Source organism: Qipengyuania gelatinilytica, assembly GCF_019711315.1.
GTDB lineage: Bacteria > Pseudomonadota > Alphaproteobacteria > Sphingomonadales > Sphingomonadaceae > Qipengyuania > Qipengyuania gelatinilytica.
On the sequence record NZ_CP081294.1, the window covers coordinates 248,129 to 269,833 of the forward strand.

The 21,705-nt window shown below is 61.0% G+C and carries 23 protein-coding genes and 1 tRNA gene; 13 read left to right on the forward strand and 11 right to left on the reverse strand.

What is annotated here, in order from left to right; all coding sequences use genetic code 11:
- Positions 1 to 32: 32 nt before the first annotated feature.
- Entirely contained in the window at positions 33 to 1,976 is a 1,944-nt protein-coding gene (locus K3136_RS01230; RefSeq protein ID WP_221431120.1) for a SurA N-terminal domain-containing protein, read from the reverse strand.
- A 216-nt stretch (positions 1,977 to 2,192) separates the two neighbouring features.
- Here K3136_RS01230 and tpiA point away from each other — a divergent pair, with 216 nt between their 5' ends.
- From tpiA to pyrG, 3 genes are all read left to right on the forward strand, one after another.
- On the forward strand, positions 2,193 to 2,954 hold the full coding sequence (gene tpiA / locus K3136_RS01235; protein ID WP_221431121.1) for a triose-phosphate isomerase: 762 nt from the start codon (positions 2,193 to 2,195) through the stop codon (positions 2,952 to 2,954).
- A gap of 68 nt (positions 2,955 to 3,022) precedes the next feature.
- Complete coding sequence (secG, locus tag K3136_RS01240) at positions 3,023 to 3,388, forward strand: preprotein translocase subunit SecG (protein WP_221431122.1); 366 nt, start codon at positions 3,023 to 3,025, stop codon at positions 3,386 to 3,388.
- Positions 3,389 to 3,492: 104 nt separating this feature from the next.
- Positions 3,493 to 5,127 (forward strand): CTP synthase, encoded by a 1,635-nt coding sequence (gene pyrG, locus K3136_RS01245; protein ID WP_221431123.1) that lies wholly within the window; start codon positions 3,493 to 3,495, stop codon positions 5,125 to 5,127.
- Between the two features lie 343 nt (positions 5,128 to 5,470).
- On the opposite strand, the gene K3136_RS01250 is transcribed toward pyrG, so the two are convergent.
- Positions 5,471 to 5,947, reverse strand: a complete 477-nt coding sequence (locus tag K3136_RS01250) for an Hsp20 family protein (protein WP_221431124.1) — start codon at positions 5,945 to 5,947, stop codon at positions 5,471 to 5,473.
- Between the two features lie 153 nt (positions 5,948 to 6,100).
- Here K3136_RS01250 and grxC point away from each other — a divergent pair, with 153 nt between their 5' ends.
- The 4 genes from grxC (at position 6,101) to K3136_RS01270 (ending at position 7,770) form a co-directional block, all read left to right on the forward strand.
- Positions 6,101 to 6,364 carry a glutaredoxin 3 gene (grxC, locus tag K3136_RS01255; protein WP_221431125.1) on the forward strand — a complete coding sequence of 88 codons (264 nt, stop codon included), beginning with the start codon at positions 6,101 to 6,103 and terminating at the stop codon, positions 6,362 to 6,364.
- Entirely contained in the window at positions 6,365 to 7,183 is an 819-nt protein-coding gene (locus K3136_RS01260; RefSeq protein ID WP_221431126.1) for a carbon-nitrogen hydrolase family protein, read from the forward strand. It begins immediately after the preceding gene.
- 6 nt (positions 7,184 to 7,189) lie between these two features.
- Positions 7,190 to 7,654 carry a DUF1178 family protein gene (locus K3136_RS01265; RefSeq protein ID WP_221431127.1) on the forward strand — a complete coding sequence of 155 codons (465 nt, stop codon included), beginning with the start codon at positions 7,190 to 7,192 and terminating at the stop codon, positions 7,652 to 7,654.
- 39 nt (positions 7,655 to 7,693) lie between these two features.
- Positions 7,694 to 7,770: transfer RNA gene (locus K3136_RS01270), tRNA-Arg, on the forward strand.
- Between the two features lie 6 nt (positions 7,771 to 7,776).
- Here K3136_RS01270 and K3136_RS01275 read toward each other — a convergent pair.
- The 5 genes from K3136_RS01275 to hppD all read right to left on the reverse strand — a co-directional run bounded on the left by K3136_RS01275 (position 7,777) and on the right by hppD (position 12,566).
- Complete coding sequence (locus K3136_RS01275) at positions 7,777 to 8,952, reverse strand: MFS transporter (protein WP_221431128.1); 1,176 nt, start codon at positions 8,950 to 8,952, stop codon at positions 7,777 to 7,779.
- Entirely contained in the window at positions 8,949 to 9,863 is a 915-nt protein-coding gene (locus K3136_RS01280) for a haloalkane dehalogenase (RefSeq protein WP_221431129.1), read from the reverse strand. The genes K3136_RS01275 and K3136_RS01280 overlap by 4 nt, the downstream gene beginning before the upstream one ends.
- A gap of 72 nt (positions 9,864 to 9,935) precedes the next feature.
- The gene (locus K3136_RS01285; protein ID WP_247711394.1) at positions 9,936 to 10,814 is read right to left on the reverse strand and encodes a mechanosensitive ion channel family protein; all 879 of its coding nucleotides are present in this window, start codon (positions 10,812 to 10,814) and stop codon (positions 9,936 to 9,938) included.
- A gap of 76 nt (positions 10,815 to 10,890) precedes the next feature.
- Positions 10,891 to 11,463, reverse strand: coding sequence for a VOC family protein (locus K3136_RS01290; RefSeq protein WP_221431130.1), 573 nt, complete (start codon positions 11,461 to 11,463; stop codon positions 10,891 to 10,893).
- Positions 11,460 to 12,566, reverse strand: coding sequence for a 4-hydroxyphenylpyruvate dioxygenase (gene hppD / locus K3136_RS01295; protein WP_221431131.1), 1,107 nt, complete (start codon positions 12,564 to 12,566; stop codon positions 11,460 to 11,462). The genes K3136_RS01290 and hppD overlap by 4 nt, the downstream gene beginning before the upstream one ends.
- A 162-nt stretch (positions 12,567 to 12,728) precedes the next feature.
- On the opposite strand from hppD, the gene K3136_RS01300 reads away from it, so the two are divergent.
- From K3136_RS01300 to K3136_RS01310, 3 genes are all read left to right on the forward strand, one after another.
- Complete coding sequence (locus tag K3136_RS01300) at positions 12,729 to 13,043, forward strand: FtsB family cell division protein (RefSeq protein WP_221431132.1); 315 nt, start codon at positions 12,729 to 12,731, stop codon at positions 13,041 to 13,043.
- A gap of 129 nt (positions 13,044 to 13,172) precedes the next feature.
- Complete coding sequence (pdhA, locus tag K3136_RS01305; RefSeq protein WP_221431133.1) at positions 13,173 to 14,243, forward strand: pyruvate dehydrogenase (acetyl-transferring) E1 component subunit alpha; 1,071 nt, start codon at positions 13,173 to 13,175, stop codon at positions 14,241 to 14,243.
- A gap of 3 nt (positions 14,244 to 14,246) precedes the next feature.
- Positions 14,247 to 15,638 carry a pyruvate dehydrogenase complex E1 component subunit beta gene (locus K3136_RS01310; protein WP_221431134.1) on the forward strand — a complete coding sequence of 464 codons (1,392 nt, stop codon included), beginning with the start codon at positions 14,247 to 14,249 and terminating at the stop codon, positions 15,636 to 15,638.
- A gap of 77 nt (positions 15,639 to 15,715) precedes the next feature.
- Here K3136_RS01310 and K3136_RS01315 read toward each other — a convergent pair whose 3' ends face one another.
- From K3136_RS01315 to K3136_RS01325, 3 genes are read right to left on the reverse strand one after another with little or no spacing between them, the layout of a single operon-like run.
- Positions 15,716 to 16,147, reverse strand: coding sequence for a TadE/TadG family type IV pilus assembly protein (locus K3136_RS01315; protein ID WP_221431135.1), 432 nt, complete (start codon positions 16,145 to 16,147; stop codon positions 15,716 to 15,718).
- On the reverse strand, positions 16,144 to 16,605 hold the full coding sequence (locus K3136_RS01320; protein ID WP_221431136.1) for a TadE/TadG family type IV pilus assembly protein: 462 nt from the start codon (positions 16,603 to 16,605) through the stop codon (positions 16,144 to 16,146). The genes K3136_RS01315 and K3136_RS01320 overlap by 4 nt, the downstream gene beginning before the upstream one ends.
- A complete protein-coding gene (locus tag K3136_RS01325) occupies positions 16,602 to 18,197 on the reverse strand; it encodes a TadE/TadG family type IV pilus assembly protein (protein ID WP_221431137.1) in 1,596 nt (531 codons plus the stop codon). Before K3136_RS01325 ends, K3136_RS01320 begins: the two co-directional genes overlap by 4 nt.
- A 152-nt stretch (positions 18,198 to 18,349) precedes the next feature.
- Here K3136_RS01325 and K3136_RS01330 point away from each other — a divergent pair, with 152 nt between their 5' ends.
- Both K3136_RS01330 and K3136_RS01335 read left to right on the forward strand, forming a co-directional pair.
- Entirely contained in the window at positions 18,350 to 19,012 is a 663-nt protein-coding gene (locus tag K3136_RS01330; protein ID WP_221431138.1) for a squalene/phytoene synthase family protein, read from the forward strand.
- Between the two features lie 37 nt (positions 19,013 to 19,049).
- Positions 19,050 to 19,517, forward strand: coding sequence for an EF-hand domain-containing protein (locus tag K3136_RS01335; RefSeq protein WP_221431139.1), 468 nt, complete (start codon positions 19,050 to 19,052; stop codon positions 19,515 to 19,517).
- On the opposite strand, the gene trmFO is transcribed toward K3136_RS01335, so the two are convergent.
- Positions 19,518 to 20,885 carry a methylenetetrahydrofolate--tRNA-(uracil(54)-C(5))-methyltransferase (FADH(2)-oxidizing) TrmFO gene (gene trmFO / locus K3136_RS01340; RefSeq protein WP_221431140.1) on the reverse strand — a complete coding sequence of 456 codons (1,368 nt, stop codon included), beginning with the start codon at positions 20,883 to 20,885 and terminating at the stop codon, positions 19,518 to 19,520.
- 86 nt (positions 20,886 to 20,971) lie between these two features.
- On the opposite strand from trmFO, the gene K3136_RS01345 reads away from it, so the two are divergent.
- Positions 20,972 to 21,646, forward strand: a complete 675-nt coding sequence (locus tag K3136_RS01345; protein WP_221431141.1) for a lysoplasmalogenase family protein — start codon at positions 20,972 to 20,974, stop codon at positions 21,644 to 21,646.
- The last annotated feature ends 59 nt before the right edge of the window (positions 21,647 to 21,705 follow it).

The following is a 21,705-nucleotide window of genomic DNA, read 5'->3' on the forward strand; positions in this document are numbered from 1 at the left end:
GCGGCCTTCGAGTTGGCCAGCCAAGCGCGGCCTCAGTTGTTTTCGCCGAGGAGCTGGCGGCGAACGGCTGCGATTGCATCCGGATTGCGTTCGACACCGATCGATTCGCGCATCGCCGTACGAAGCTGGGCGGCATATTCACCGCTCCAGTTCTGGCCAACCTGCGCCCTGGCGATTTCGATAAGCGGATCGTCTTCCACCAGTTCATCGAAGCTGATCGATTCCAGATCGACCACAAACCAACCCTGGTCGTTGGTGCCGTCCAGCTTCTTGGTTGAGCCTTCTGCCATGCCGAACATCAAAGCCACCGGCGTGGGCACGTTCTGTCCCTGCAGGCGTGCCAGCTGCTCGCGCGTGTACTCGACCTGATCGGGAGCAGGGATTGCTGCCTCCTCGGCTGCCACGGCTTGCGCGAGGGTACGTCCTTCTTCGACGCGCTTCACGATGCGAGCTGCTGCTGCTTCTGCCAGTTCGTTGCCGCGGACACGGCGCCATTCCGCCGTCACTTCGTCGCGGATTTCGGAAAGCGGGGCTGCCGCAGACGGGGCGATATCGGCCACCTCGTAAAGGATGAATGTCTCACCGTCGGGCAGGGCACCGATTTCCGGCTGACCTTCGCCAATCTGGAAGGCGAGGGTCAGGGCTGGCGCGAGGACCGGATCGACGCGCTGCGGCGTCCCGTAGACTACACCGCGAGCCGTGATCGGAGCGGTGGTCTGGAGATCGAGCCCGAACTCTTCCGCGATCGATACCAGCGAGGCACCATCGGCAAGGCGGTCTTCGGTCGAAACGGCCAGCTCGGCGATGCCGCGTTCGCGCTTCTCCTGGCCAAGGGTTTCGGCGATTTCGTCACGGGCTTGCGCCAGGCTGCGTGCCGGGATCTGGGTAACGTTGTCGACGCGGGCAATATGCCAGCCGAGCGAGCTGCGCGCCGGCGTGGTCAGCGATCCCTGGGGCGCGCTGAAATAGGCTTCGACCACATTGCCCGAACCGGCAACCTGTTCAAGAAGTGCCTCGCGCGTCACGCCTTCGATTTGCGTGGTGGCGAAGCCGGCGCTTGCGGCGGCCTGTGCAATGGTCTCGCCAGCATTCACGCGGGCTGCAATCGCTTCGGCACCCTCACGGGTGGCAACGATCAACTGGGTGAATGTGCGATCTTCGCCCGCCGCGTACTGGTCCTGATTGCTTTCATAATAGGCAGCGATCTCTTCGTCCGTGGGGAGAATGCTGTCGCCGAGCGCCTCGCTGCCGAAAGTGGCATAGCGCAGCACGCGGCGTTCGGGCCGCACGAATCGCGACTTCTGGTCATTGTAGAATTCTGCGAGGACTTCGTCGCTCGGTGTCTCGGTCGGGATGAAGAGACCGGCCGGAATGGTCGCGATTGCCCCGCTGCGGCGCTCCTTGAATGTGCGCGCATAGGCGAGTGCGAGTTTCTCGGGCAGTTTCGCACCCGAGACCGAAGCGCCGATTGCCTGCTGTTCGAAAAGGCTGGTGCGGATCTGGCTGCGAACTTCCGCGTCTGTCAGCTGAGCCTGCTGGAGGAGGGCAGCGTAGGCTGCCTGGTCGAATTCGCCCTCCGGTCCGCGCACGCCCGGGAGATCGCGGATGAGGTAGTTCACCAGGTTGTCACCTGCGCTGAACCCGTTTTCCTCGCCCCAAGCAATCAGGGTGTAGCGATCGATGAGGTCGTCGAGGATTCGGTCGATGCCGCCGTTCGCGAGGAGCTGCTCCATCGTGATTTCGGGATTTTCGCGGCGTGCTTCTGCAAGCGCGTCGTTCACCGCCTGCTGGAACTCGGCAGTGCCGATTTTCTTGTCACCGACCACGGCCACACTGTCACCGCCTGCCACACCGCCGAACGCCCCGGTATTGGAAACGTCCATGCTGGCAAAAGCGAATCCGATCAGGCCGAGAAAAGCCAGAGTGATGGCGAGGCCGATCTTCGATTTGAAGAAATTGCGGAAGAATGTGAGCATGGCTTGCGGAGAGGCCTTTTCGGTGCTTAGGGGCGCACGACTTTCCGGATGGAAGGCTGCACGTTTGCGATTGAGCAGCGCGCTTTATCCGCCCTGCGACCTCCCCGCAACAGGTCCCGTCCGGTTTTGGTGCAGAAACAAACACGACTGGCGGTCGCGCTCTTAGCCCCTATATAGCGCCCTCCGCCGAATTGAGATTCACGAACAGGAAGCTTTATGTCCGACCGGCCCTACATCGTAGGCAATTGGAAAATGCACGGAACGCGGGCAATGCTGTCCGAAGCGCGCGCGATCGATCGCGCCGCCCAGCGCTACATGAAGGCAGAAGTTGCCGTGGCGCCGCCCTATACGCTTATCCACGCCGTGCACCGCGAGGCGGAGCAGATCGGGGTCGGCGCGCAGGATTGTCATCCGGGTGCAGACGGACCGCACACCGGCGACATTTCGGCAGCGATGCTGGCCGACGCCGGCGCGAAGTTCGTGATCCTCGGGCATAGCGAGCGTCGCGGAGACCACCGCGAAACTAACAAGCTGATCAACGAGAAGATCGAAAGCGCCCTCGAAGCCGGCCTGCGCATCATCCTGTGCTGCGGTGAAAGCCTCGAGACGCGTGATGCAGGCGAGGCCGAGGCCTTCGTTCTCAAGCAGCTCAAGGCAAGCCTGCCGAAGATCGACGATGCCGCAGAGCGCCTCACGGTTGCGTACGAGCCGATCTGGGCGATCGGTACGGGCCGCACCGCCACGACCAAGGATATCGCGGCGATGCACAAAGCCATCCGCGGCCTGCTCGACGAGACCTACGGTGAAGAGGCATCAGCCCAGGTTCGCATCCTTTACGGCGGTTCGGTCAATCCCGAGAACGCCCGCGAAATCCTCTCGACCGAAGAAGTTGGCGGAGCCCTCGTGGGCGGTGCCAGCCTCAGCGCGGAAAGCTTCCTCGGCATCGTGGTCGCAGCCTCGGAAACCGAAGAGGCCTGAACCTTGCCGTTTTGACACATCGCGCCTAGATGCGCGGTGCACACAGTAACACGATTGAGTTTGCACCCATGTTCCTCTTTTTCACCGTCCTCCAGGCGATCGTCGCTGCCGCACTCGTGGCGGTAATCCTGATGCAGCGTAGCGAAGGCGGTGGCCTTGGCATCGGTGGCAGCCCCAACGGCATGATGAGCGCACGTGGTGCGGCCGATTTCCTGACCCGTTCGACCAAGTGGCTGGCCGTGGCATTCGTAGTGCTTTCGATCGTACTCGCCGCGATGGCAGTCGAAGGTGCCGGCGGTACGGTCGAGACCACGCTCGGGGGTGACACGGAAGCTGCTCCGGCTGCGGATTACGATCCGCTTGGCGGCGCGCCTGCTGCACCTGCTGGCGGCGCAGAACCGGCCACTCCGTCGGACGATCCGCTGGCCAACTAGGCCTCCCGGACAGACACATTCGCAAGCGCCCTGTGGATGGCGTGCTTTTTTGCGCGCCTTTTCCCTTGCGCCGACTCAACCCCCACGCTTAAGGCCCGACTCCCATGGCGCGGTATATTTTCATCACCGGCGGCGTGGTCTCCTCGCTTGGCAAAGGTCTCATGGCAGCATCGCTTGCTGCCCTCCTCCAGGCGCGTGGCTACAAGGTCCGCATTCGTAAGTTCGATCCCTACCTCAATGTCGATCCGGGTACGATGTCCCCGTATCAGCATGGCGAGGTCTATGTGACTGATGACGGGGCGGAAACCGACCTCGATCTCGGCCACTACGAGCGCTTCACCGGCGTCTCGGCGCATCAGGGCGACAACATCACCAGCGGCCGCGTCTACCAGCAGATCATCGCCAAGGAGCGCCGCGGCGACTATCTCGGTGCGACTGTGCAGGTCGTTCCGCACGTCACCGACGCGATCAAGGAATTCGCGCTCGCAGGTCAGGACGATCACGATTTCATCCTGTGCGAGATCGGCGGCACTGTCGGCGACATCGAAAGCCTTCCGTTCATGGAAGCAATCCGCCAGCTGCGTAACGAGCTCGAGCCGATGCAGTCGCTCAGCGTCCACGTGACGCTGGTGCCTTATATCGCTGCCGCGGGCGAGCTGAAGACGAAGCCGACCCAGCACTCGGTCCGCGAACTCGCGAGCCTTGGTATCAAGCCCGATGTGCTGCTGTGCCGCGCCGAGCATCCCATTCCCGATGGCGAGCGCCAGAAGATCGCCAACTTCTGCAACGTGCGCAAGGAAGCCGTCATTCCGGCACTCGATGCGCCTTCGATCTATTCGGTCCCGCTCCAGTATCACGCGGAAGGACTCGATACCGAGGTGCTTCGCGGTTTCGGCATCACCGATGCACCCGAGCCCGACCTGTCACGCTGGTACGATGTCGTGGATCGCCACTCCAATCCGGAAGGCGAAGTCACGATCGGCGTGGTGGGCAAGTATGTCGGCCTGCAGGACGCCTACAAGTCGCTCAACGAAGCGCTTGTCCATGGCGGCATGGCGCATCGTGTGAAGGTCAACATCAAGTGGATCGACGCCGAGGTATTCGAGCAGGACGATAGCGATATCGCCGCCCAGCTCGAACCGATGCATGGTATCCTCGTGCCCGGCGGTTTCGGCGAGCGCGGCAGCGAAGGCAAGATCGCCAGCGTCCGCTTTGCCCGTGAACGCAAGGTCCCGTTCCTGGGTATCTGTCTCGGTATGCAGATGGCCTGCATCGAGGGTGCCAGGAATGCCGGTTTCGACAAGGCAAGCTCGACCGAGTTCGGAGCTACAAGCGAGCCGGTCGTCGGCATCATCACCGAATGGATGACCGAAGAAGGCCTGCAGAAGCGCGAAGCTGGCGGTGACCTTGGCGGTACGATGCGTCTTGGTGCCTATGATGCGAAGCTGGCTGCCAACAGCCATGTTTCGCAGATCTATGGCGGCGTGACCGAGATCGAGGAGCGCCATCGCCATCGCTACGAGGTGAACGGCAAATACATCGAACCGCTCGAAAAGCAGGGCCTGATCTTCTCCGGCATGTCGCCGGACGGCCTGCTGCCCGAGATCGTGGAGCGTCCGGATCACCCCTGGTTCGTCGGCGTGCAGTTCCACCCGGAACTGAAGTCCAAACCCTTTGATCCGCACCCGCTTTTTGCCGGATTCATCGGTGCTGCACTCGAGCAGGCGCGTCTCGTCTAAAAAAATTTCGACAAAGCGCCGGACCGTAAACGATTGTAATTGTTACATCGGTTTTTCGCACTTTGTAATGGTGCGACAGGACCGGCGCGCACCCACCCGCGCCGTCCCTTTATCTTTTGTTATATCTGTTGCAGAACGCAACTGGCTCGGGGACACCGAAGTCCTTGAGTCGCGTAATATTTTTCGCTGCGCACGCCAGCGGTGGGGCTTGTCTCGAACCCGGTTGTCTTCTGCGACCCGGACGACCGAATTCGGGGCTTGGCGGCGCTAGTCGTCGCGAGGGCGGATCTCCTTGGAGGTCCGCCCTCTTTACGTTGTCAGCTGTGGTTGGCGTCGGGCCTGCTTAGGCGACGGCGCTTTCCCCATCCTTCTTGTCGCCCTCGATCACTTCGAGCGGCTTCTGGTCGCCGATCATGATCTTCTTGGGCTTCATGGCATCGGGGACTTCGCGGACGAGGTCGATCACCAGCATGCCATCGCGCAAGTCTGCGTTCTCGACGCGGACATAATCCGCAAGGTCGAAGCGGCGCTCGAACCCGCGATTGGCGATGCCGACATGCAGCATCTCGCCATCGGGCTGGTCGTCGCGCTTGCGGCCCTGGATCGTCAGCAGGTTCTGCTGCGCGGTGATATCGAGGTCTTCCGCACGGAAACCGGCAACCGCAAGCGTGATGCGGTACTGGTCTTCGTCACGACGCTCGATGTTGAAAGGGGGGTAATTGTCGCCGCCGGCGTTGCGCGCCTGGCGTTCCATCAGGTCGAAAAGGCGATCGAAGCCGACGGTCGAACGACGATAGGGGGTAGTGTCAAAACGGTTCATCGAAACAAATCCTCCTGTGAGCAATTTGAGTATGTAATGGGAGCCCGTAAGCGGCGCTCCCGCATCACCGCACCATGCGGCGACAGAACCAAGATAGGCGCTTGCCATAGGCATTCAAGCGCTCCAGACACGGTCCAGACCAAAGGGAATTCCATGAGCCAACCGCACATCGACATCTACACCAAGTTCGGCTGCGGATTTTGCTATCGTGCCAAGGCGCTGCTCGACCAGAAGGGCGCGCTTTACGAAGAACATGACATCACCATGGGCGGCCCCAAGCGTGATGAAATGCTCGAGCGCGCGCCCAATGCCCGCACCGTTCCGCAGATCTTCATCGGGGACACCTATGTGGGTGGCTCGGATGAGCTTGCCGCACTGGAGCGAGAGGGCAAGCTCGACCCGCTCCTCGAGGGCTGAATGACCCGCATTGCCGTTCTGCAAATGACATCGGGCATTGATCCCGAGCAGAATTTCGCGACCATCGAAGATGCCGCAAGGCGGGCGAGCGAGGGCGGGGCGCACATGCTCTTTACCCCCGAAATGTCCCTCCTCCTCGATCGCGATCGAAAGCGCGCTGCTCCAAAGGTGGAGCATACCGAAGCGGATTTTGCCGGCCGTCTTGCCAGGCTTGCGATCGACACGCGGTTGCATCTGGCCATCGGTTCAATGGCCGTCGCACTGTCGAACGGGAAATGGGCCAACCGCTCATTCGTCTTTCCACCTCAAGAGGGTGCAAGGCCGACGACATATGACAAGATCCACATGTTCGATGTCGATCTGGATACGGGCGAAAGCTGGCGTGAATCGAACGCTTACGAGGCTGGCAATGGCGCCGTGACGCTAGAGGACACCCCTGTCGGCAGACTTGGCCTCGCCATCTGTTACGACATGCGTTTCCCGGCCCTGTTCGAAGAATTGGGCGCGAGGCGCTGCGATACGATCGCCATCCCTGCCGCTTTCACCGTGCCGACAGGTAAGGCGCATTGGCATACCTTGTTGCGTGCCCGCGCAATTGAGGCGAGCGCTTTCGTGGTCGCGGCGGCTCAGGTGGGCGAGCATGAAGATGGACGTCGAACCTACGGCCACAGCCTCGTCATCGACCCTTGGGGAGACGTTTTCCTCGATATGGGCGGGGATGAGCCCGGATTGGCATTTGCGGATATAGATCTTTCCCGGATTTCGGAGGTGCGCAGCCAGGTGCCGAGCCTTGCGAACCGCCGGAAAATCGCCAAATAGCCCGTCATGATCGTGTTCGACCTCCACTGCGACAATGGCCATCGATTCGAAGGCTGGTTCGGCTCGTCCGCTGACTATGAAAGCCAGCGCGAACGGGGGCTGGTCGATTGCCCGGAATGCGGCAGCAAGACGGTAGGCAAGGCGCCTATGGCCCCTGCCGTGGGTGCGAAAGGCAATACGCAGGAAACGCCGAAAGCCGGTAAGGAAGCGCAGCTTTCAAACGCCCCGATGCCGCCGCAGGTCGAAGAGGCATTGAAGCAGCTCGCCAAGGCGCAGGCAAAAGCGCTCGAGAGCAGCACATGGGTAGGCGAAAAGTTCGCCGACGAAGCCCGCTCGCAACACTATGGCGAGAAGGAAGAGGCTCCGATCCACGGCAAGGCGACCAAGAAGGAAGCCGAGGAACTGGCCTCCGAGGGAATTTCGGTGGCGCCGATCCTTTTCCCCATTGCAGAGCCTGACAAACTCAACTGATTGTTTCTGCGGCGCGAGCCGTTATAGCGTGCGACCGGGGCGCCCGTAGCTCAGTCGGATAGAGCACCAGATTCCTAATCTGGGGGCCACAGGTTCGAATCCTGTCGGGCGCACCATTTTCCCTATTTGCCGAGCCTTGTCCCCAGCCAGCAGAGGCTGGAAAGGACCGTTGTGGACATCACGAGCAGGGCACAGACGCCGGCCCATCCGGCCATGTCGTACACCGCTGTGCCGAGGAAGCTCCCGATGCCCCCGCCGATAAACATGATCACGACGTAGGCGGTCGTCAGACGGGTCCTGAGATCGGGGGCCAGCAACAGGAACGTCATCCTGCCGGTAACGTCGACGCCCGGCCCGACGAGATTGACGAGGACCAGCGGGACCACGAGTCCCCAGAGGGAACCCCCGAGCGGATAGAACAGTGAAATTCCTGCGAGCTGCACCAAGGCGAGAATGAAGCGAGCCCTTCGCGGCCCGACCTTGTCGGCCCAGCGGCCCAACCTCGGGGTCGAAAGGATACTGACCGCGGCAAGGGCGGCCAGATAGCCCACTACATCGGTCCCATAATTCATCGGCGGCGCAGTCAGGTAGAGGGCGAGGGCGAGCCACAGCGCGATGAATTGGGCGAAATTCAATGCCTGGATCGCTCCCGAAAGGAGCACCTCCGGGTGCTTCCTTGCGATGCCGAACACGGAAAAGACCAGTGGCCAATAGGGTACGCGGGCGGATTCGCGTTCACCGCCTTCCATCAGCCGTGGCAGCGCCAGGGTAACGGCAATCATCAGGCTGGTCGCAATCCAGTAGACGGTTCGCCAGCCGTAGTGCTCTGCGATCCATCCTGCCCCGACACGGGCAACAAGGATGCCGAGGATGACCCCGGCGGTGAGGAGTGCCGTGACTTGTCCAAGCCTCTCGGGCGCGACGCGTTTCGACGCGTAAGCAGGCAACAGGTATGGCGCGATGGTGAAGAAGCCGAGCAGGGTCGAGCCGGCGGTAAATCCCGCAAAGCCCGGAGCCACCGTCATCAGGGCCAGCGACGCTGTCTGCCCGGTCGCGAAAATTATGGTCAGCCGCTTGTTGGAATAGCGATCGCCCAAGGGCAGGAGCAGCAGGATGCCCACCGCGAGTGCCAGCTGGTTGAGGGCAGGGACGAGGCCGATCCGGGTGTCGCTCACGCCGAAATGCTCGGCAACATCTCCGATGATCGGATGGATGTAATAGGCATTCGCGGTGACGACCGCGGCCGCAACAGCAAGGAGATATTCCTGTGTGCGGCTCAGCCGCCCGTGCTCGATCACTTCAGGTGACCGGCCTTGCGGGCCAGGTCGATCACGCCTTGCGAGAGCGTTTGGGCCTGGTCTTCCTGGCAGAAGTGGCCGCACGGGCTCAGCGTCCTGTGATCGAGGCCTGCTGCTCCGGCAATCCGATCGATCAGGAATTTCTCGCTGCCCCTGGTGATAGGATCCTCGTCGCCGAACAGTGTCAGGAACGGCTTGTCATAGGCTGCCAGCGCGGGCCAGGCGGCCTTGTTGTCCTCGACACCGGGCATTCCGTCTTCCGCCGGCACAAGAGCCGGAAAGGCCCGTGCGGCGGCTTTGGAAGGCTCATCCGGGAAGGGGGCGTCATAGGCGGCAATCTCTGCCTCGGTCAGAGGCGTCTGGGTTGCGCGGTCGAGGAGGGGGCCGATCTTGAAGTCGGGAGATGTCTTGGCGAATTCGCGCCAAGCGAGAAAAGCGGGCGAGGGCGCTCCGCCAGCAGGGAGGAAGGTATTGCTCGCCACCACGCACGCGAAGAGGTCTGGATCATGGGCGACCATGCGCAAGCCCAGCAAACCGCCCCAGTCCTGGCAAAACAGTGCTGCCGGACGCGGTTCGACCGCTGTTCGCCATTGTTTCAGCCAGTCGACATGGCGGGCATAGGTAAAGAACTCGATGTCGTCGGGCTTGTCGCTCTTGCCAAAGCCGATGAGGTCCGGGGCGAGGACGCGGAAACCGGCATCGGCAAGGATCGGGATCATCTTGCGGTAGAGAAACGACCAGCTCGGTTCGCCATGGAAGAGCAAGACCGGCGGCGCGGATTTGTCCCCCTCGTCGACGTAGTGCTGGCGCGCCGTCTGCCCGTTGCCAAGATCGATCTCGATCCAGTTTTCAGCAAAGGGATAGTCCGGAATGTCCTTGAAGCGTTCCGGTGGTGTCTGCAGAATTTCCATGCCTTCTCTCCCTCTGCGCAGATCGGGAAGGGCAGGGGCAAGCCCCTGTGCCTCCGTTTCTGTTTGCAACCTTTAGGGCGTAGGCTTGCTGCTGTCACCTAGGGTGCTGACAGGCACCGTTTCCTTGAACGTGTGCGTGACATAGGGGAACGGGATTTCGATCCCTGCTTCATCGAGTGCGGCCTTGATTGCACGCACGACCTTGTCGCGTGTTTCCCACTTGGCGCGAGGCGTTGAACCGGCCCACCAGCGGACCATGAAATCGACCGAGCTGGAATTGAACTCCTGCGCGAAGATATCGATGCCCTTGGTGGCGAGGACGCCTTCGCAATTTTCGACCGCGCGGCGAATGACGTCGGCGGCATGATCGAGGTTCGTATCGTAGGATACGCCGATCACCACGTCGTGACGGCGCTGGTCCACATCGGTCAGGATTTCGACCGGGTTCTTGAAGAGGATCGAGTTGGGCACGACGGTCAATTCGCCGGAAAGCTTGCGGACATGCGTTTCGCGCAGGGTGATATGCTCCACCTTGCCGGTGATCCCCTCGCATTCGATGATGTCACCAATGCGCATTTTCTCGCGCAGCATGATGAGGATGCCGGCGAAGAAATTCTCGAAGATATCCTGGAAGGCGAACCCGATCGCGACGGCACCGATACCGAGGCCGGCCAGGAGGCTTGCCAGCGTGAGGTCGGGCATGACCACGATGGCTGCAACGAACAGGCCGATGATCCATATCGTCAGCCGTACGAGTGTGTCGACCAAATGCTTCAGGCTGGTCCGGATTTCTGTCCGCCCGACGATCATATCCGAAATGCGCACGGCAAAGCGCGCTGCAATCCAGGTGATCAGGACGATGAACAGTGCGATGGCGAGGCTGGGCAGGGTCTCGACAAACCCTTCACCCATTTCCTGCAGCTGGCCGCGCAGTGTATCGATGTAATTCACGCAAAACTCCCTTTGCGGGGCAACGTTGTGCACCGCAGCAGGTTCCTTAAGCGCTGAAAAACACCCCTAGCGGGGATTAACCGAGACCGTGTTCCTTACGGGCGAGTTCGTGCAGCCAATCGGCGTGGCGCGGGGCCGTCTTGGTCTCGCTCCATTCCTCGAGCATCACCGGTGCAACGCGCTTGAGTTCGGCATACTGTTCGTCAGTGCCGATGTCGGCGGCGAGCTCGACACGGTGGCCGTTCGGGTCGAAGAAATAGATCGACTTGAAGATGCCGTGGTGCGTCGGGCCGAGCACATCGATGCCGAGGCTTTCGATATGCTCCTTGGCTGCGACCAGTTCCTCTTCGCTGCCGACCTTGAAAGCGAGGTGCTGGACCCATGCGGGCGTGTTCTCGTCGCGGCCCATGTCCTTTTGGTTGGGCAGCTCGAAGAAGGCGAGGATGTTGCCGTTACCCGCGTCGAGGAAGACGTGCATGTAGGGATCGTACTCCCCGGTCGAAGGCACGTGGTCCTCTGCAAAGGCGGTCGTGTATTCCATGCCAAGGACCTTGCCGTACCATTCGACGGTCTCCTTGGCGTCCTTGCAGCGGTAGGCGGCGTGGTGGACGCCGCCCAGTTTCACGGGGTGTTCGGCAACTTTGCTCATTCGGCAGGTTCCTTCTCTGCGACTTCGAGCACGCCGCGCTTGATCTGGTCGCGTTCCATGCTTTCGAACAGTGCCTTGAAGTTGCCTTCGCCGAAGCCTTCGTCACCCTTGCGCTGGATGAATTCGAAGAAGACCGGGCCGACCTGCGCTTCTGCGAAGATCTGCAGGAGAAGGCGGGGGTGGCCGCCTTCGGTGGTGCCGTCGAGCAGGATGCCGCGCATCTTGAGCTCGTCAACAGGTTCGCCGTGGTCGGGCAGGCGCTCGTCGAGCATCTCGTAATAGGTTTCGGGCGGGGCGGTCATGAACGGGACGCCCAGCTGCTTGAGGTTGTCCCAGCACTGCACGAGGTCATCACAGATCAGCGCGATATGCTGGATGCCTTCGCCGTTGAATTCGCGCAGGAACTCCTCGATCTGGCCCTTGCCGCCATCGCCTTCCTCGTTGAGCGGGATGCGGATCTTGCCGTCGGGCGCGGTCAGCGCCTTCGAGGTGAGGCCGGTATATTCGCCCTTGATGTCGAAGAAGCGGATTTCGCGGAAGTTGAAAAGCGTCTCGTAGTAATCCGCCCAATACTTCATGCGGCCGTTGTAGACGTTGTGGGTCAGGTGATCGATCACGTTGAAGCCGGCACCCTTTGGCCATTTTTCGACGCCATCGAGATATTCGAAGTCAATGTCGTAGATCGACAGGTTGTCCTCGCCCTTCTCGGCATAACGATCGATGAGGTAGACGATTGCGCCGCCGATGCCGCGGATGGCCGGGATGCGCAGTTCCATCGGGCCGGTTTCCACCGACACGGGTTCTGCACCGCGCCTGAGAAGCTCTTCGTAAGCCTGTTTCGCGTCACGCACCCGGAAGCCCATTCCGCAGGCAGAGGGACCATGCTCGCGGGCGAAGAACCATGCGGCGCTGCGCGGTTCGTAGTTGAGGATCAGGTTGATGCCGCCCTGGCGCCAGAGGTGGACGTCTTTCGAGCGATGCGTGGCAACATGCGTGAAGCCCATGGCTTCGAATACCGGTTCGATCTTGCCTTTTTCGGGGGCACAAAATTCGACGAATTCAAAGCCGTCGAGACCGATGGGGTTTTCGAAGAGATCAGGCATTGGGTTCCTCTGGGTTCAATATAGTTTCAATAGAAACCAAATATGGGAAGGGTCGCGCTGTGTCAAGGTTTCAACGGGCGGGAAGGGCAAGCGGTCCCGCACGCACGCCAGGCCGGAGTTTTCCCCTTGCGCACGGGAGTTAACTGTGATTCTGTAGGGTTTATGGCGCGCAGGGGCAGACTCGATCTCGGACGGAAAGCGAAGACGACGCAGAATGCTGCGCTCGTCGTGCTGCTCTTTCTTGGCGGGTTTGGCATTGCCGGCCCCTCGGGATTGCTCGCATGGAGCGAGAACCTGAGGTTGCTCGACCAGCGTGAGGCCCAGCTGGCGGCGCTGCAGAAGGAAGAGGCTGCGCTGAAAAACAAGGTTAAGCTGCTGCATCCCGACCATGCCGATCCGGACATGGTAGGCGAACTGCTTCGCAGCCAGCTCAATGTCGTCCACCCCGACGAAGTCGTCATCAGGCTCGACGACTAATCGGGCGGAACCCCCGCTTTTCCGTAAGGTTTTCGTATGCAGATGGCACGCCCCGTTGCGCTGCCTGCTAGGCTGTGCCTATAGGCGCGGTCAGAGAGAATTCCCCGTAAGGAAAAGGGACAAGACATCTTGGCCAAGGCCCCGAACAAGAAGGCTCCTCGCAGCCCCGCAGAAAACCCCGAATTCGCGCTCCACTCGCTCCAGGAGGAGTTCGAGAAGAACAAGCGGTTCGACGCCTCTACCGAACAGATGCAGTCGTTCTACGAACAGATGCTGCTCATCCGCCGTTTCGAGGAACGCGCCGGCCAATTGTATGGTCTCGGCCTCATCGGCGGCTTTTGCCACCTCTACATTGGCCAGGAAGCAGTTGCCGTCGGTCTGCAGTCTGCCTTGAGCGAAGGTCTCGACAGCGTGATCACCGGCTATCGCGACCACGGACACATGCTCGCCTATGGTATCGATCCCAAGGTCATCATGGCCGAGCTCACGGGCCGCGAAGCTGGCATCTCCAAGGGCAAGGGCGGGTCGATGCACATGTTCTCGACCGAGCATAAGTTCTACGGCGGTCACGGCATCGTCGGCGCGCAGGTCGCGCTTGGCGGCGGTCTGGCGCTCGCGCATCAGTACAATGACGATGGTGGGCTTTGCCTTGCTTACTTTGGGGACGGTGCTGCCAACCAGGGCCAGGTCTACGAGACCTTCAACATGGCGTCGCTCTGGAAGCTGCCCATCGTTTTCGTGGTCGAGAACAACCAGTACGCAATGGGTACCGCTGTCGGCCGCTCCAGCGCGGAAACCGAATTCTACCGCCGCGGCACCGCCTTCCGCATTCCGGGAATGAAGGTCAACGGCATGGACGTACTCGAAGTGCGCCAGGCCGCTGAAATCGCGTTCAAGCATGTGCGCGAGGGCAGGGGACCGGTGCTGATGGAATGCGAGACCTACCGCTACCGCGGCCACTCGATGTCCGACCCCGCCAAATACCGCACGCGCGAGGAAGTGCAGGACGTCAAGGAACACAAGGATCCCATCGAGGGCCTGAAGAAGGCCCTCATCGAACAGGGCAGCAGCGAGGAAGACTTGAAAGCCATCGACAAGGACATCCGCAAGGTGGTGAGCGAAGCGGCGGACTTCGCCGAAAACTCGCCCGAGCCGGATCCGCGCGAACTCTACACCGATGTTCTGGTGGAGGAGTATTGAGCCATGGCTATCGAACTCAAGATGCCCGCGCTGTCCCCCACCATGGAAGAGGGCACGCTCGCCAAGTGGCTGAAGCAGGAAGGTGACGCTATCGAGATCGGCGACATCATCGCCGAGATCGAGACCGACAAGGCGACGATGGAATTCGAGGCGGTCGATGAAGGCACGCTCGGAAAAATCCTTGTCGCAGAAGGCACCGAGAACGTTGCAGTCGGCACGGTTATCGCCATGCTGGCGGGCGAGGGTGAAGACGTTGCCAACATGGCCGACGCCGCTCCTGCAGACCCCGTTCCGGGAGAAGGCAAGGATGTTGGCCGTCCCGACACTTCGGGCGAGGGCAGCGAGGCGGAAATCGCCAAGCCGGCCAAGAAGTCGGGCGTGAAAGACCCCGAAATCCCGCACGGCACCAACATGGCCACCGTCACCGTCCGCGAAGCTCTTCGCGACGGCATGGCCGAGGAAATGCGCCGCGACGAACGCGTCTTCGTGATGGGCGAGGAAGTCGCCCAATACCAGGGCGCCTACAAGGTCACGCAGGGCCTGCTAGACGAATTCGGTCCCAAGCGCGTGATCGACACGCCGATCACCGAATACGGTTTTGCCGGCATCGGTACGGGCGCGGCGATGGGCGGTCTTCGCCCGATCGTCGAGTTCATGACCTTCAACTTCGCCATGCAGGCGATCGACCACATCATCAACTCGGCTGCCAAGACGAACTACATGTCGGGCGGCCAGATGCGCTGCCCGGTCGTGTTCCGCGGCCCCAATGCTGCAGCAAGCCGCGTCGGCGCGCAGCACAGCCAGAACTACGGTCCATGGTACGCCAGCGTCCCCGGCCTGATCGTGATCGCGCCGTACGACGCTTCGGATGCCAAGGGTCTTATGAAGGCCGCTATCCGGTGCGAGGACCCCGTCGTCTTCCTCGAGAACGAACTGGTCTACGGTCGCAGCTTCGAACTACCCGAACTCGACGACCATGTCCTGCCGATCGGCAAGGCGCGGATCATGCGCGAAGGCTCGGACGTGACCATCGTTGCCTATTCGATCGCGGTGGGCCTTGCGCTCGAAGCGGCGGAGCAGCTTGCCGAAGAAGGCATCGATGCAGAAGTCATCGACCTGCGCACCTTGCGTCCGCTCGACAAAGAAGCGGTGCTCGAAAGCCTCAAGAAGACCAACCGCATGGTTATCGCCGAAGAAGGCTGGCCGACTTGCTCGATCGCGTCGGAAATCGTCGCGATCTGCATGGAGGAAGGTTTCGACCACCTCGATGCGCCGGTCACCCGCGTGTGTGACGAGGACGTGCCCCTGCCTTATGCAGCGAACCTCGAGAAGCTCGCGCTGATCGATACGCCGAAGATCGTGAAGGCGGTCAAGAAGGTGTGCTACCGCGACTGAGACGCGGGCATACGCTAAAAAAAGGGCCGGAGTTGCAATCGCAGCCCCGGCCCTTTTTCTATTCCTGCTTCCCGATCCTATTCGTCGATAACGAAGATCGGCCGCGAGAAGGTCAATTGCTTGCTGGCGAAATCCACCAGCGGAAGGATGTCGGGCGGCGTGTAGGTGATCGTGATCGTCTTCTCGAAAGTGCCGTGTACGCGAGGCGTAGCAACGGGGACGACGGTCACCTGGACGGTATCCTGCAGGCTGTATGGCGCCGATTTAGCGATATCGAGAGCCTTGGTCTTGATCGCGTCATCGGTCACGGTTCGCTCGTTCATATATTCAACGACCGCATAGCGCGCAGTGTCCGATGCGATGCCTCGCATGGAGTTGTAGGCCTGCATGCTGATCCCGACCTGGATCACGCCGATGAACATGCCGATGATGACAGGTGCGAGCAGGGCGAATTCGATGATCGTCGAACCCTGGTCGTCACGGCGGAGCTGTTTCAGCAGGGCGCTCATGAGATCTGGACCCTTCGACGAATATCGTAGGAAACCGTGTCTCCGATCCCGAAATCCTTCCAGATCGGATCGTAGGTATCCCAGATATTGATATGAATAAACTCGGAAATAACGGCGCCGGTCGGGCACAGCGTGATATCGGTCACGAGCGAAGCGTCGGAATTGCAGCGGTAGCGAAGTTCGAGGCGCACCTTACCCGCAGGCAGGCCGGTCGAGGTTTCGATGACCTGTTCGACGGTATCGATTTCGCTCTGCTCGTCGGGCGTGCTTGCAAGCACGATTGCAGCTGCTTCTGCCACGGCGACCTGCAATTCATTATGGCGCGAGACGATACGGCTCGCTTCGAAACTGCCGAAAGCCATGACCGCGAGCACCGGCACCACGATCGCGGTCTCGATGACGACCGAGCCAGCCTCGTTCTCGCGGAACGATCCGAGTTTGCGAAGGAGACCGCTCACAGGACGAGCCTCACGCGGGTCCGGCCTTCACCGACGACGATGTCATGGGTCTTGCCGGCAGGGCACAGGGTCGTGAGATCGGCGGTACCGCTGATCTGCAGCGTCTTTGATGCGACCATCAGGCATTCTGCCGATGCACTCATGGTGCCGGCCATCGTCAAATCGCTGTTCGGCATGTAGACGACGCCGTTGAGGTCGAAGTTAGCGTTTCCGGTGATCTTGCTTCCCGTGGAACCCGGAGAATTGGGATCTTCGAAGATCAGCATATTCTCCATTTTGTCGGCATCATCGGCAGACACGCCAACCGCGATCAGTTCGGTCTTGGTCATCGGGGTGAGGTAAACTCCGCCACCGCCATTGATATCCACGGATGCGCCGTTCTTCAGGACGAACATAACACCGGTGCCGGTGATGTTCACGCCGCCGTTGATCTTGAGGGTGCCGCCATCGATCACATAGACACCACCAGCCAGGTTGACGTCGCAAGCGATGTCGAAGCTGGTGTAGGTGCCCGGCTGCAGATCGTTATTCCCGGAAAGCTGGACCTTATTGCTGTAACTGAAACGAGACGTCGTGATGCGCTCGATATAGATCTTGTCAGGGCCACTACCTGCAATCTGGGTCAGATTGTCCTTAACTGGCGACTGCGTGTAGTCCACCGGCTCGGCGGTGAACAGCGCACCTTGGTTGATGGCGAATTCGATGTCGAAGGGCGACTCCGACCCCGCGCCGTTATACGCGATTTCGCCCGCAGCTTCTGCTTCGTTCCTGTTCTTCCCGCGATAGTATTTGAAAGTGATGGCGTCGATCTGCCGTTCGTCGGCCTGCCAGTTCGCCGTCGCATCGCCGCAGCTTACGGTCCGCGGGGTGGGGTTATCAGGCGGGGTCAGTCCTTCCCAGGGATCGATCATATCCTCGTAGTTTTCGACCATCAGGGCATTGTCGAAGGCGTCCATGCCGTCGGTGATGCCGCCACCCGCTACGACCCAGTTAATGTTCTGGGGGCCACTGCTGCCGTTCGTGACAATCGCTTCGGAATGGGTCGACCGTGCTCCGACGCCGCATGCAGCGTCAACCGTCGGACCACCGTTGAACCACATCGTGCGATAGGAGCTCGGATCGAGCGAGTAGAGGCAGGCGGTGAACTGCTGGGTCGTTTCCCAGGTCGCCTGTGCTTCGACGGCGATGGTCATGCCCTCGTCGATGACGATCTTGGTAAAAGGAAGCTGGGCCGAGACGGTCGCTTCCATGTAGACGCTGTTGTTGTTCGTGCCGTCCCAATCCTCAAGTTCGATGTTGTGGGTCAGGAGGTAGTCCTTGGTGGCCGACAGGTTGATGTAGAATTCCTGCCGGGCGCGCGTCTTGTATGCGGTACCAGTGTCACCGTTTCCGCGTGCCCATGCGCCGGCGAGGGCGCCCTGGTCGACCGCGTACTGCGCTTCACGCTTCCAAAGGTAGTACTGCGCCATATCGACACCAAGCCCTGCCGATCCGAACAGGACGGGCGTGCCCAATGCTACCAGCAGCATTGCATTGCCGCTGGTATCGGCCTTGAGCCGACGCATCATCTTGGAAAACTGCTTCAGTGCCATATTGCCCCCGAGGTAAACTCAGTCGTATCCTCCGCAATTAATACGGAGAACCTTCCACAACATGGCGGTGAAGAGTTAACTTCGGGTTTCCATCCACCCTTAAAGCGTCCACCGCTTGAGGAACGCCAAGGCCAGCAGAAAACAGGGATACCATGGATAACGGCAATCAGGAGAGGCTGGCCGATTGGCAGGACCTGGCACTCAGCCATGCCGGCGAAAAGTTGCGTGCTCCGCTGCGCGATGCGCTGTTGCTCGACCGCCGGCTATCGAGAATTGTCCTTACCGCGACCGAACCCGCGCTGGGGCAGCTCAAATTGGCCTGGTGGCGCGAAGAGCTCGCAAAGGTTGCCAGCGGTAATCAGAACAATCCGCCCGACCCGCTGTTGGCCGCACTTGCGCAGACATGGGGCGAGGATGGCGAACAGCTGAATCTCCTGATCGATGGCTGGGAAGCACAGCTGCCGTCGGACGAGGATCCGTCAGGCGCTCCCGGCGCTCTGGCCAAGGGTCGCGGCGAGGTGTTCTCGAAACTGGCGACGCTGGCTGGCCAAGGGAAATCAGCAGCGCCGGCTGCAACGCACGGCGCTGCATGGGCCTATGCGGAGCTCGCACAATTGTCAGGTGGGCAAGGACCGCAAGCGCTTGAGCAAGGGCTTGAGACAACATCTTCGCTACCGTCCTTGCCGCGCGATTTGCGTGCGCTCGCCGTCATCGGGGGGCTGTCCAGACGGGCCCTTTTAAGAGGCGGAAAGCCGCTGTTCGGCGATCGCTTCAGTCCCTTCGCTGCGCTAAGGCTTGGAATAATAGGAAGTTAGTTCTACTGCTTGCGTCCAGCAAGAGGGGAACTTGCCGATGAGCCGTATCGTTCTGGGTGCCGTTATCGCGCTGCTTTTTGCCGGGGTCGGCATGTTCTGGTGGCAGGGGCCGGCCGAGGTGGAAGCGGCAGCGCCGCCACCCTCGGTCCTTGCTCTTGCGGCGGACGCACCAGATCCGGCATCGCTGCCGATTACGGATCCCGGCGACATGGAAGGCCCGGCACCACCCGAAGCAAGCGAGCTAACCAAGGAGCAGCGTCGTTTCTTCCGCTATGATCGCAATCGCGACTGGCGCATTACACGCAGCGAGATGCTGTCCACACGTAGCGACGCTTTCCGCAAGCTCGACAAGGACGGTAACAACCTGCTCACCTTCGAAGAGTGGGCTGTCACTACGGTCGAAAAGTTCGAAGGCGCGGATGCGAATGGCGACCGTGAGCTTTCGCCCGGCGAATTTGCCACCACGAAACCCAAGCCATCCAAGTCCCGGCGCTGCGCCTGCTGATCAGGCAGGCACCGGTTCGAGCTGCTCCAGCCAGTCGCCGAATTCCTGCTTGGCGCGCGAGGTATAGGCTTCCTTGCGCTGCTTCTTCTTCACGTCGTGAAGCGGCGGGAACAGGCCGAAATTGACGTTCATGGGCTGGAACGTGTCGGCTTCGGCATCGCCAGTGATGTGTGAGAGGAGGGCGCCGAAAGCGGTGGTGCGCGGCGGAGCTGTCCAGTCGCGACCTGCCAGTTCGCTGGCTGCCATCATGCCGGCCATCAGCCCGACAGCCGAGCTCTCCACATAGCCTTCGCACCCGGTGATCTGACCGGCAAAGCGGATATGCTCGCCGCCGCGCAAACGCAGCTGGCGATCGAGGACGAGCGGCGAGTTAATGAATGTATTCCGGTGCAGGCCGCCCAGTCGCGCGAATTCGGCATTCTCCAAGCCCGGGATGGTCCGGAAAAGCTCGATCTGCGCGGCGTATTTCAGCTTCGTCTGGAAGCCGACCATGTTCCACAGCGTGCCGAGCTTGTTGTCCTGCCGCAGCTGGACGACGGCATAGGGCCAGCGGCCCTGTGGATGTTCCTCGGTCGTGTCGTAGGGATTGTCGAGACCGACCCCCTTCATCGGGCCGTATCGAAGCGTTTCGACACCACGCGATGCCATCACCTCGATCGGCATGCAGCCGTCGAAATAGGGGGTGTCGGCTTCCCATTCGCGGAACTCGGTTTTCTCTCCGTCCATCAATCCCTGGTGGAAGGCGAGGTACTGTTCCTTCGTCATGGGGCAATTGATGTAGTCGCCGTCTTCGTTGGATGCCTCGGTACGCTTGTTCCAGCGGCTCTGGATCCAGCACTTCGACATGTCGATGCTGTCGCGGTGCACGATGGGCGCAATGGCGTCGAAAAACGCAAGGCGGTCCTGCCCGGTCGCGCTCACGATGCTTTCCGCAAGCGATTGGGCAGTCAGCGGACCGGTGGCGACGATGGTGGGCCCGGAGGCGGGAAGGGCATCCACCTTCTCGCGAACCACGGTAACGTTCGGATGCTCTTCTAGCATTCGCTGAACTTCGGCCGAGAAGACATCGCGGTCGACGGCCATTGCGCTTCCGGCCGGAACCCTCGCGACTTCGCCCGCCCGCATAACGATGCTGTCCAGCCGCCGCATTTCATCGTGCAGCAAGCCCACGGCGTTCTTGTCGCTATCGTCCGAACGGAAACTGTTCGAGCAGACGAGTTCGGCCAAGCCGTCGGTCTGGTGGGCAGGGGTGGTTTCGCCGCTGCCACGCATTTCGGACAGGCGGACCTTGAAGCCGCGCCGCGCAAGCTGCCAAGCAGCCTCGCTTCCGGCAAGGCCGCCACCGATGATCTGGATGTCATGTGTCATTAGGGGCGCCATCTAGTCCCGAGGCAGGCAGCTTGCAACGCTGGCGCAATTGCGCAATGCGAAGCGGATCAGGAGGGAAATCCGAAATGCCCAAGCGCGCTCTTGTCGAGCACCGACCTTATCTGCTGCTCAGCCTGCTTTTCGCGGTGACCTATTTCTTCGCGATGGACGGAAAAGTCGGCGGTGCCTTCCTGTCGATCTGGAAGGGGGCGGGGGTCGGGTTTCTCGCAATCTATGCAGCCCATCGCGGGGTCGGGCGTGACGGCCTGCTGATCGCGGTTTTCCTGCTTCTCTGCGCGCTAGCCGATGTTGTGCTGGAATTCAGCTTCCTGTTGGGAGGCGCCCTGTTTGCCGTCGCCCATCTCGTGGCCATAGCACTCTACCTGGGTAACCGCCGGGAAAGGACAACGGGAAGCCAGAAGGCGGCGGGTTTCGCCCTCCTGGTGGGAACGCCATTGATTGCCGCGATGCTCACCTATCCGCTGGACAACTGGCATCTTGTGGCAATCTACGCGCTGGTCGTGGGGGCGATGGGGGCATCGGCCTGGACCAGCAGCTTCCCGAGGTATCGCGTCGGGATCGGCGCCATCCTTTTCGTGGTGAGCGACCTTGTCATCTTCGCGCGCGAGGCAGGTCACCTGTCCCGCGACATAGCCGAATGGCTGGTCTGGCCGATGTATTATGGCGGACAATTCCTGATCGCGACGGGTGTCGTGCAGACAATCCGTCACAGGGCACATTTGTCGAACTCGGCTGACTAGTGTAATTACGCTGCCACCAGCCATCCTTCGGGCCGCGTTCTTTGAACACACGAAGGAGA

Coding starts and splice junctions, on each gene's coding strand:
- K3136_RS01325 (WP_221431137.1), bottom strand. CDS start 18,197: ATGGCACTGAAGCAGTTTTCCAAGATGATGCGTCGGCTCAAGGCCGAT.
- K3136_RS01330 (WP_221431138.1), top strand. CDS start 18,350: ATGGATAACGGCAATCAGGAGAGGCTGGCCGATTGGCAGGACCTGGCA.
- K3136_RS01260 (WP_221431126.1), top strand. CDS start 6,365: ATGACCCGCATTGCCGTTCTGCAAATGACATCGGGCATTGATCCCGAG.
- grxC (WP_221431125.1), top strand. CDS start 6,101: ATGAGCCAACCGCACATCGACATCTACACCAAGTTCGGCTGCGGATTT.
- tpiA (WP_221431121.1), top strand. CDS start 2,193: ATGTCCGACCGGCCCTACATCGTAGGCAATTGGAAAATGCACGGAACG.
- K3136_RS01300 (WP_221431132.1), top strand. CDS start 12,729: ATGGCGCGCAGGGGCAGACTCGATCTCGGACGGAAAGCGAAGACGACG.
- K3136_RS01250 (WP_221431124.1), bottom strand. CDS start 5,947: ATGAACCGTTTTGACACTACCCCCTATCGTCGTTCGACCGTCGGCTTC.
- K3136_RS01290 (WP_221431130.1), bottom strand. CDS start 11,463: ATGAGCAAAGTTGCCGAACACCCCGTGAAACTGGGCGGCGTCCACCAC.
- hppD (WP_221431131.1), bottom strand. CDS start 12,566: ATGCCTGATCTCTTCGAAAACCCCATCGGTCTCGACGGCTTTGAATTC.
- K3136_RS01310 (WP_221431134.1), top strand. CDS start 14,247: ATGGCTATCGAACTCAAGATGCCCGCGCTGTCCCCCACCATGGAAGAG.
- K3136_RS01345 (WP_221431141.1), top strand. CDS start 20,972: ATGCCCAAGCGCGCTCTTGTCGAGCACCGACCTTATCTGCTGCTCAGC.
- K3136_RS01265 (WP_221431127.1), top strand. CDS start 7,190: ATGATCGTGTTCGACCTCCACTGCGACAATGGCCATCGATTCGAAGGC.
- secG (WP_221431122.1), top strand. CDS start 3,023: ATGTTCCTCTTTTTCACCGTCCTCCAGGCGATCGTCGCTGCCGCACTC.
- K3136_RS01335 (WP_221431139.1), top strand. CDS start 19,050: ATGAGCCGTATCGTTCTGGGTGCCGTTATCGCGCTGCTTTTTGCCGGG.
- K3136_RS01315 (WP_221431135.1), bottom strand. CDS start 16,147: ATGAGCGCCCTGCTGAAACAGCTCCGCCGTGACGACCAGGGTTCGACG.
- K3136_RS01230 (WP_221431120.1), bottom strand. CDS start 1,976: ATGCTCACATTCTTCCGCAATTTCTTCAAATCGAAGATCGGCCTCGCC.
- K3136_RS01280 (WP_221431129.1), bottom strand. CDS start 9,863: ATGGAAATTCTGCAGACACCACCGGAACGCTTCAAGGACATTCCGGAC.
- trmFO (WP_221431140.1), bottom strand. CDS start 20,885: ATGACACATGACATCCAGATCATCGGTGGCGGCCTTGCCGGAAGCGAG.
- pyrG (WP_221431123.1), top strand. CDS start 3,493: ATGGCGCGGTATATTTTCATCACCGGCGGCGTGGTCTCCTCGCTTGGC.